This window comes from Salinicola sp., assembly GCF_982684285.1.
This window is the reverse complement of record NZ_CEXLVS010000178.1, coordinates 1-8531: the sequence shown is the minus strand read 5'-3', so window position 1 is coordinate 8531 and position 8531 is coordinate 1. Positions and strand designations below refer to the sequence as shown.

The 8531-nt window shown below is 63.4% G+C and carries 10 protein-coding genes; 4 read left to right on the top strand and 6 right to left on the bottom strand.

Translation table 11 applies throughout. From position 1 onward, the window contains the following. Positions 1-405: deoxyribonuclease IV (locus AC3AYF_RS14790; protein ID WP_295040383.1), on the bottom strand; the 405-nt coding region annotated here is incomplete at its 3' end. Between the two features lie 189 nt (positions 406-594). On the opposite strand from AC3AYF_RS14790, the gene AC3AYF_RS14785 reads away from it, so the two are divergent. After that, positions 595-2136 carry a methyl-accepting chemotaxis protein gene (locus tag AC3AYF_RS14785; protein ID WP_295040384.1) on the top strand — a complete coding sequence of 514 codons (1542 nt, stop codon included), beginning with the start codon at positions 595-597 and terminating at the stop codon, positions 2134-2136. Positions 2137-2141: 5 nt separating this feature from the next. Here AC3AYF_RS14785 and AC3AYF_RS14780 read toward each other — a convergent pair whose 3' ends face one another. Beyond that, positions 2142-2750, bottom strand: a complete 609-nt coding sequence (locus AC3AYF_RS14780; protein ID WP_295040386.1) for a hypothetical protein — start codon at positions 2748-2750, stop codon at positions 2142-2144. A 245-nt stretch (positions 2751-2995) separates the two neighbouring features. Between AC3AYF_RS14780 and AC3AYF_RS14775 the strand changes: the two genes are divergently transcribed. Next, positions 2996-3199, top strand: a complete 204-nt coding sequence (locus tag AC3AYF_RS14775) for a putative motility protein (protein WP_149436288.1) — start codon at positions 2996-2998, stop codon at positions 3197-3199. 522 nt (positions 3200-3721) lie between these two features. Further along, on the top strand, positions 3722-4051 hold the full coding sequence (locus tag AC3AYF_RS14770; protein WP_295040389.1) for a DUF1127 domain-containing protein: 330 nt from the start codon (positions 3722-3724) through the stop codon (positions 4049-4051). 88 nt (positions 4052-4139) lie between these two features. Here the strand turns inward: AC3AYF_RS14770 and AC3AYF_RS14765 are convergent, their stop codons facing one another. The 4 genes from AC3AYF_RS14765 to AC3AYF_RS14750 all read right to left on the bottom strand — a co-directional run bounded on the left by AC3AYF_RS14765 (position 4140) and on the right by AC3AYF_RS14750 (position 7323). After that, positions 4140-4937, bottom strand: coding sequence for an HpcH/HpaI aldolase family protein (locus AC3AYF_RS14765; RefSeq protein WP_149436290.1), 798 nt, complete (start codon positions 4935-4937; stop codon positions 4140-4142). Positions 4938-5038: 101 nt separating this feature from the next. Next, positions 5039-6016: a Bug family tripartite tricarboxylate transporter substrate binding protein gene (locus AC3AYF_RS14760; protein WP_295040392.1), complete on the bottom strand. Its 978-nt coding sequence runs from the start codon at positions 6014-6016 to the stop codon at positions 5039-5041. A gap of 220 nt (positions 6017-6236) precedes the next feature. Continuing rightward, positions 6237-6752, bottom strand: a complete 516-nt coding sequence (locus tag AC3AYF_RS14755) for an invasion associated locus B family protein (protein WP_487779917.1) — start codon at positions 6750-6752, stop codon at positions 6237-6239. A gap of 85 nt (positions 6753-6837) precedes the next feature. Beyond that, entirely contained in the window at positions 6838-7323 is a 486-nt protein-coding gene (locus tag AC3AYF_RS14750; protein ID WP_149436293.1) for an Lrp/AsnC family transcriptional regulator, read from the bottom strand. A 256-nt stretch (positions 7324-7579) separates the two neighbouring features. Here AC3AYF_RS14750 and AC3AYF_RS14745 point away from each other — a divergent pair. Then, positions 7580-8531, top strand: a 952-nt coding sequence (locus AC3AYF_RS14745; protein WP_487779916.1) for a 2-isopropylmalate synthase, incomplete at its 3' end; no start/stop codon positions are given.

Sequence of the window (8531 nt, the reverse complement as noted above, 5' to 3'; positions counted from 1 at the left end):
CGCATGGGTCTCGTTGATCGACTCCGCGATCCGGGCCAGACAGTCGCGCTCGCTGATCCGGTTGAGATGACTGCCGGGATGGAAGTTGAGCAGTGTCAGCCCCAGCTGCTCGCAGCGCTGGCACTCGTCGAGAAACGCCGCGCGGGACTTGGCCAGCCCCTCCGGGTCGGGATGGCCCAGGTTGATCAGGTAGCTGTCGTGGGGAAGTATCTGGGCCGGGCCGAAACCCTGCTCGCGACAGGCGCGCTTGAATGCCTCGATCGTACTCTCTTCCAGGGGCTTGGCCTTCCACTGGCGCTGATTCTTGGTGAACAGCGCAAAAGCGTTGGCGCCGATCTCGGTGGCGCGACTCACGGCCTGGTCGACACCGCCCGCGGCGCTGACGTGGGCTCCGATGGTTTTCATGAGGTCATCCAATCCTTGGGGCTCGCGCTCGCAGTGTAGCAGCCGCGCCACGGCGGTGTCCCGCGGCGGGAAGGGGCCGACGAAAAGGGAGTGAAGTGTCGCTTCGGGATGCCGATAACTGTTCTGATCGGCATGCACGCTGACACCCGGTAATGGACCGGATCCGACAACAAGACCGTGAGAGACGCCATGGATTCATCTTCTTCGCCCAGGGACCTGCTGACCGGTGTCTATGTTCGTGCCAATCGTCTGATGGAGCTGCTGCTGATCGTCCTCTGCTTCGCGACACTGGGAATGGCCGCCGTTCACGACCTGTGGTGGCCAGCCCTGGTCGTGGGGATGCCGGCCAGTATCGTGCCCATCGTGATGATCCGGTGCTGGCCGACCGCGCTGACGACGCGTCTCGGCGTGGCGACGGCGTTCATGGTCCATGCGGGACTGCAGATCCACCTGCTGCTGGGGATGATCGAGGGGCACTTCGTCATCTTCGTCCTGTTGTCGATCCTGCTGGCGTACCGGGATTGGCGGGTGCTGGCCTGCGGCGCGGGCGTGATCGCGGGTCATCACCTGCTGTTCTGCTACCTGCAACATCAGGGCTGGGACATCTATGTGATGCCGCAATCGCACATGATGGCCTATCTGCCGATGGTCCTGATCCACGCTGCCTACGTGGTCGTCCAGACGGTGGTGCTGGGGTTCCTGGCGCGCCAGATGGCACGCGACGCCGTCACTGCCGAAGAGCTGAGCCGTCTCAGCAGGCACATCGGGCGCCGCGAGGGCATATTCGATCTCGGCTTCGACGATACGACGATGCGCAGCCACGTCGGTGGCGAGTTCAAGCGCACGATGCAGGCCGTGCGCGCGACGCTCGGGCGCGTGGAGACGACGCTCGTCGAGGTGGCGGGAGTCTCCAGCACGATCAATCAAGGCAACGACGAGCTCGCCGATCGCAATCGCCGGCAGGAGACGGCGCTGGTTCGCACGCAAGGCAAGCTCGAGGCGCTCGGCGGCTCCGTGCAGGAGAACAGCGACCATGCCCGACGCGCCAGTACGCTGGCCAGTGAAGCAGGCGGCGTGGCGGAAGAGGGCCAGCAGATGGTGGATGCGCTGACAGAGGCCATGCATCAGCTGCGCGAGAGCTCGAACAGGATCACCGAAATCACCGATCTGATCGACAGCATCGCCTTTCAGACCAATATCCTGGCGCTCAATGCCGCCGTGGAGGCGGCGCGCGCGGGGGAGAGCGGGCGTGGCTTTGCGGTGGTCGCCGGCGAAGTGCAGGCGCTGGCCAACCGCAGCGCCGGGGCGTCCCGCGATATCAGGGCGCTGATCGGCGACTCCCGGCAGCAAGTCGTGAACGGTACCGCCAGGGCGGAAGACGTCGCGCATACCATGGCCGACATGCTTGCCCGGACGAACGATGTCGCCCGGCTGATCGACGGGATCAGCCGGGCCTGTTGCCGCCAGAGCGACGACATTGGCGAGGTCAACGCCGACCTGCGCGGGATCGGCCAGGATACCGAGGAGAACGGATTGTTGGTCGAGAGCGTCTCGCGCGCCTCGGAGCGACTGCGTCAGCAATCCTGCCTGCTGGATGAGGCGATCTCATCCTTCGATCTGGGGAAGACGATCGACGCGGCGGCATCGAGCCGGTCTTCGGCTGGAGCGGCCCCATCGGGGGCGCGCGCGCTCCCTCAGATGGCCGGCCGAGCGCCGGCGGCAGTGGGATAGCCTGGCTATTTGCCAGTGAACGACAGCCCGTCGCTGATCGAGCGCAACCGTTTCATGGCCTCGTCGCTGGAGAACGGCGGCTGGCGTGGGGGATCGTAGACCTCGCCACGGGTGCCCTGCACGATCAGGTCGATGGCGTAGCAGGTATCGTCCACCACGGCGCGATAACCTTCGGCATTCTGGAAGTGGCTCATGCCGGCGTCGCCAAGGGTGAAGCCGGTAAACGCCTCTCCCGCCAAGGTGGTTTTGGTGGGCATGGCCTGGGCATTGGCAGGCAAGGTCAGGCAGTGGTCCACGGCCTCGGTATCACGGCTTGCGCCCAGGCGCCACAGCGCGGTCGCCACGTCGTCGGATTCGGGGAGTTCCAGCAGGATCAGGCGATCGCCGGGCGTGTCGTCCGACAGTTGCCAGCCGCCGTCGTCGAAATAGCTGGAGACCTCTCCATCGACGCGTGTCAGCGAGGCATCGTACTGGACCTCGAGCGGGTAATTCGCCGCGTGGAAGGTCTCCTTGGAAGCGTCGCTATCCTGATTCGCGGCATCACGCTGCTGGCAGGCACTCAAGGTAACGCCGACACAGAGTGCCAGTGCGAGGGTAAACGAGAGTCTGGGCATCGATATATCCTTCGGACGGTAAACGCTTGACCGGATGAGAATTGCGCCGTCAAGCGTAGACGATAGCGTCATGATTTACCCGCAGGGGTCGCCGCCCGCGATGCCTGCCCATGCCCGATGGCTAAAGTCGGTGTAGCGTCCGGCCGATAAGACCAATCGATGGATCGAAAGATCGAGAAACCGAAAGATCGAGAAACCGAAAGTTCGATGGCAACATGGCCTTTCTTCGGATCAAGGAGTTGGTGATGGATACTGCAGTCAATGCCACCGTCGGCACTGCGTTGGCACTACAGAACTTCAATCAGGACCAGCAAGTGCAGAATAGCCTGTTGAAAAAGTCGCTGGATGGGCAGGCGTCACACATCGCGCAGTTGATGTCCTCGGTGTCACCGTCGCCGGAGCTGGCATCCTCCGGCAGCGTGGGAACGCAAATCAACACCTATGCCTGAAGCCTGCGCCCGGCTGGCGCTACCCAGCGCTACCCAGCGCTAGCCGGGCGTCCGAAGGGCTGCCGAACCGTCGCGTTTCCGATCGGTCCCGGCGTGCCAGGCCACACCTGCACGCGTTACTCCGATAACCACCTCGCTTTTCCCGTCGTGAGCTTCCATCCCGGCGCAACTCGAGGAATCTTGACCTATTTCCGTTTTGCCGGTTGACGCCGGCAGATGCCTCGTTTTTAATCAAAATGACCGGAGGGAATAAGTTTATTGCTTTCGGTAATTCGATAGCGGATGACGTTATCGAAGACTTCTCATCAACTTTCGGAAATCGTGATGAATTCCCATCGCCTGGCCTGTTCACCGTTCTCCAATATCGCGCGCCTGCGCGGTATGCGAGCACGCTGTCGGTCGCGCGTCCTGGGGTGAATTTCATCATCGGCCGCGACACCCATCGCGGCCGAAAGACGACGAAAGTCCACTCCTTTTTACCGCGATTCGTGTCCGGCCTCCGCCAATCTGGAGATCGGATCAATGAAAATTTCAAATTCTTTCAATGCGTTATTGAAGCGTTTCGCGGCGAGTCGTCAGTGCCGGCGTGATTTGAGGGCCTTGAGGGGGTTGAACGACCATATGCTCGAGGACATCGGTCTGCGCCGGGAGGAGAACCAGATCGTTTCGGCTTTCCCGGTCTTCGATGAAAAAACGACGGTGAGAGGGAGTCGCGTTTTCAGCGAGTCCGAGCAAACCGCGAAGTACCGAGAGACGGCGAACATGACTCGTGCAGTGGAAGCGATGCCGGGCGTCGAATCCCTCGCGGACAAGACCGTGATATGTCGATATTGCGGAGAACGGTTGGCTTAGCCAAGCCCCGGCCACAGGATGTGGCCGGGGCTTTTTCGATGCCTCGATGCTTCGATGCCGTTGCCAACTCACGATCGAGTGGCGGGTTTCAGTACCCGAGGCTCGATTTCGGTTTTGGCGTCTCGGGTTTATAGCGCGAAATCGTCTCGATGGCGGCCTGACGTAGCAGCGAGATATCGATTCCCACGGCGATGAAGTCGAAGCCCCATTGCGCGTAGCGTCTGGCGTCTGCCTCGGCGGGGGCCAGAATGCCGGCTGCCTTGCCGGCGGCGTGGGTCGCCTCGAGGGTATGGCGAATCATCGCCTGCACGTCGGGATGGTTCGGATTGCCGGCGTGGCCGACCCCGGTGGACAGATCCACCGGCCCGACGAAGATGGCATCGACGCCCTCGGTCGCCGCTATCGCTTCGGCATTGTCGACGCCGGTCCGCGACTCCACCTGGACTATCAGGCAAAGCTCCTCATGGGCCCGTGCCAGGTAATCCTCGACGCTATCCCACCGCGTGGCGCGGGTCAGGCCCCCACCGACGCCCCGGAATCCGTGTGGCGGGTAGCGGGTCGCGGCGACCAGTCTGGCGGCCTGCTCGGCGGTGTCGACCATCGGGATCATCAACGTCTGGGTGCCGACATCGAGCAGCTGCTTGATCAGGGCGGGGTCGTGGTTGACGGTACGCACGACCGGTGCGCTGGCATAGGGGGCCACGGCCTGCAACTGCGAGAGAATGGAGGGAACCGTGTTGGGCGCGTGTTCACCGTCGATCAGCAGCCAGTCGAACCCCGCAGTGGCGAGAATCTCGGTAGCATAGCCGGTACCGAAACCGGCCCAGCAGCCGTAGCGCGTATTGCCGTCGAGCGAGCGGTTGAATGGATTCCGTGGCAGCTCCATGCAGGTCACCTCTTGGGTCTCTGAGACGGGAAATGAGAACGAGCCGGTATCGTCACGACGCCGGCCCGATCGGGTATCGAGAGCAGGGTGCGGGATATCCCTTAATGAGTCAGGCCCATCTCGCCCATGATCTTGCCAAATTTCTGGTCATCTTCGGCCATCAGCTGCGCGAAGCCATCGGCGTCTCGCCACACCACGCCGTAACCCTGCTTGGCCATGAAGTTCTGATAGGCATCGCTGTCGTAGGCTTTCTTGAGCGCCTCCTCGAGCGTGGCCACGATATCCTCGCTCATGCCCTTGGGACCGACGATGCCGCGCCACGCCCCCAGCGTGAAATCGCTGCCGATCTGTTCCTTGAAGATCGGGACATCGGGAAAGCCCTCGAGTCGCTCGGGCGTCATGACGCCGAGGCTCTGGAGCTCGCCGGCATCGATCATCGATCGCGCCTCGGGAAGCGACGACGCCACCAGGTCGATGCTGTCGGAAGCCAGCTCGGTCATGGCCGGCGCGGAGCCCTGGCTGGGAATCCAGGTGATCTTGCCGGCGGCGATGCCCTGGTCCATCAGGAAGCCGTTGAGCGCGACGTGCCAGATGCCGCCCAGGCCAGTGCCCGACGCCGTATAGGTGCCTTGCGGGTCGTCCTTGACCTTCGTCACGAAGTCTTCGAGGTTCTCGAACGGGGAGTCGTCGGCAATCGAGAGGCTGGCGGAGTCGAAATTGACCTGAGCGATGGGGGTGAAGTCCTGGTAGGTGAGATCGGTCAGCCCCTGCCAGTGCATCATCGCCACCTCGACGGTGGCCAGGCCCAGGGTGTAGCCATCCGGCTTGGCGTTGGCGATCGCCGTATGGCCGACCACGCCACTACCCCCGGTACGGTTCTGCACGTTGATCGTCTGCCCGAGCTGTTGTTCCAGCGACGAGGCGATGATGCGCGCCGTGGCGTCGGTGCCCCCGCCGGCTGCCCAGGGGACGATCAGGGTGATCGGCTTTTCGGGATAGTCCGCCCATGCCAGCGGCGAGGCCAGGACGGCGGCGGACAGCAGCAGGCCGAGATGGCGGGGCGCGCTTGATCGTTTCATGGTGACCTCGCTAGGCGTGTCTTGTGGTTTTCAGGATGAACGGGTTTTCAAGATGAACTTTGCATGCAAAGTCTTAACCCGGCGTTACGCTCTCCACAATTGCGCAATCGTCTAATGGGGGGAAGTCGACCAGCGCCGACGCTGCGCCGTCGGGACCGGACCGTCGCTGCGGCCAGGACAGGCCCGGCGGGGCGCCGGGCCTGGCATCTGGCGGGGCCCTTTACTGCGAGGCGATGCGCTGGCTGGCGCTGGTGAAGCCCATCAGCGACAGGTCCATGTCGAGCCGCTTGCCGTCGGGGGCGATGGCGCTGACGGTGGCCTGGTTGCCGCCGCGCAGCTGGGCGAGCAGCTGCGGCGACAGCGCCAGATTGGCGCGGCAGCCTTGTTGCAGGCAGACCTGATAGGGCATGCCCACCGGTTCGTTGTCGTCCACCTGCAGCTGGATACCCGGCGCCAGACGCACGCCCAGCGGCAGCAGGAAGACCATGACCGGACCGTCGGCCTGGGCCGGAAGTCCGACCATGGCGCGCATCAGCGGCGCGTCGCTGTCCGGGTTGCTGACCATCTGGCTCATCACGCAGCTCTGGCGCTCACCGCCCTTGGGACAGCGCACTTCCCAGGACTGGAATTGCTCGGTATCGACCTGTGGTTCGTTCGGCTGCTGAGCCTGCGCCGGCGTCAGGATGGCGGCGGCCAGCGGCAGCAGCGAGGCGAGCAGGGTACGGCGAAAAGACATGGCATTTTCCTGTGTTGTGATCGGTCGCGCGTCGTCGTGCATGAGTATGGTCCAATTCGCGCGGTGTGGGGCGGTCCTGACGGGGTCAGAGCTCCACCGGCACGCCGCGATTTTCGAACACTGGACGCAGCACGAAGTTGGAGTGGACGCCGGAGACGCCCTCGATCGGCGTGATGTGCTGCAGCAGAAGCTGCTGATAGCCGTCCATGTCCTCGACCCGGATCTTGAGCTGATAGTCGACCTCCTGGCCGGTGATCATCAGGCACTCCTGTACCTGGGGCAGCGCCGCCACCTGGCGCTCGAAGTTGGCGAAGCGCTCGGGGGTGTGGCGATCCATGGAGATGTGCACCAGCGCCATCAGCCGATAACCCAGCTGCCGCGCGTCGACCAGGGCGCGGTAACCGAGGATCAGGCCGCTCTCCTCCAGCGCGCGCAGGCGGCGCAGGCAGGGCGAGGGCGAGAGTCCGATGCGCTCGGCCAGTTCCTGGTTGCTGATCCGGCCTTCCTGCTGGATCAGTTCGAGGATGCGTCGGTCGTAGCGATCGAGTGCAAGGGGTTGTGGAACTTTCATTGGCAATATCTGCCTGTAATCTTTTATGGGTTGGCAGATTATGCCATCAAGTGGCGGAAAAGATCGATCTTCGCAATGTCCTGTCGGCTCAAAAGCCTTACACTGTTTCTGCTGCCACAAGCAGCTTCGGGCCGGCCTCCACATCCGGGGGCCGGCCCTCGTGTCCGCCGCGATCCGCGGTGGCTCAACAGCGGGGCTCGCTCCAGCGGCGCGCCCTAGGATCCTTCGGCTCTTTCACCTCGTCAGGATGGTTGCCATGTCTGCTTTCGATCATCGCGCCTTTGATCACAGAAAATACCGCCCGGCTCCCCGGGTCCCCGCCTTCGACCGCCAGTGGCCGGATCGTGATCTCGATCACGCGCCGATCTGGGTGAGCGAAGACCTGCGCGATGGCAATCAGGCGCTACTGGAACCGATGAGCGTCGAGCAGAAGAAGCGATTCTGGCACCAGATCGTCAAGGTGGGCATCAAGGAGGTGATGGTCGGATTCCCCTCGGCGAGCCAGCCCGACTACGATTTCGTGCGCTGGTTGATCGAGGATGGCCAGATTCCCGACGACGTGACCATCGCCGTGCTGGTGCAGTGTCGCGAGCACCTCATCGAGAAGACCTTCGAGTCGCTGGTCGGTGCCAAGCGCGCCATCGTCCACCTCTACAACTCCACCTCGACGGTCCAGCGCGAGCGGGTGTTCGAGATGGATCGCGATGGCATCGTCGACATCGCGGTGCAGGGCGCCACCTGGGTCAAGACCTACGCCGAGCGCTATCCGGAAGTGGAGTGGCGGTTCGAATACACGCCCGAAAGCTTCTCCAGCACGGAAATCGACTTCTCGCTGCGGATCTGCGAAGCGGTCATGGACGTCTGGCAGCCGACACCCGACAACAAGTGCATCCTCAACCTGCCGACCACGGTGGAAGTGGCGGGGCCGCATCATCACGCCGATCAGATCGAGTACTTCTGCCAGCACATCAGGGATCGCGACAGCGTCATCATCTCGATTCACACCCACAACGATCGCGGCGGGGCGGTGGCCTCCGCGGAGCTGGCCTTGCTGGCCGGGGCCGAGCGCGTCGAGGGCACGCTGCTGGGCAACGGCGAGCGCACCGGCAACATGGACATCGTCACGCTGGCGATGAACCTCTACAGCCAGGGGATCGATCCGGAACTCGACCTGTCGCGGCCGGACGAGCTCATCGAAGTGGTCAACG

Coding starts and splice junctions, on each gene's coding strand:
- AC3AYF_RS14785 (WP_295040384.1), top strand. CDS start 595: ATGGATTCATCTTCTTCGCCCAGGGACCTGCTGACCGGTGTCTATGTT.
- AC3AYF_RS14780 (WP_295040386.1), bottom strand. CDS start 2,750: ATGCCCAGACTCTCGTTTACCCTCGCACTGGCACTCTGTGTCGGCGTT.
- AC3AYF_RS14775 (WP_149436288.1), top strand. CDS start 2,996: ATGGATACTGCAGTCAATGCCACCGTCGGCACTGCGTTGGCACTACAG.
- AC3AYF_RS14770 (WP_295040389.1), top strand. CDS start 3,722: ATGAAAATTTCAAATTCTTTCAATGCGTTATTGAAGCGTTTCGCGGCG.
- AC3AYF_RS14765 (WP_149436290.1), bottom strand. CDS start 4,937: ATGGAGCTGCCACGGAATCCATTCAACCGCTCGCTCGACGGCAATACG.
- AC3AYF_RS14760 (WP_295040392.1), bottom strand. CDS start 6,016: ATGAAACGATCAAGCGCGCCCCGCCATCTCGGCCTGCTGCTGTCCGCC.
- AC3AYF_RS14755 (WP_487779917.1), bottom strand. CDS start 6,752: ATGTCTTTTCGCCGTACCCTGCTCGCCTCGCTGCTGCCGCTGGCCGCC.
- AC3AYF_RS14750 (WP_149436293.1), bottom strand. CDS start 7,323: ATGAAAGTTCCACAACCCCTTGCACTCGATCGCTACGACCGACGCATC.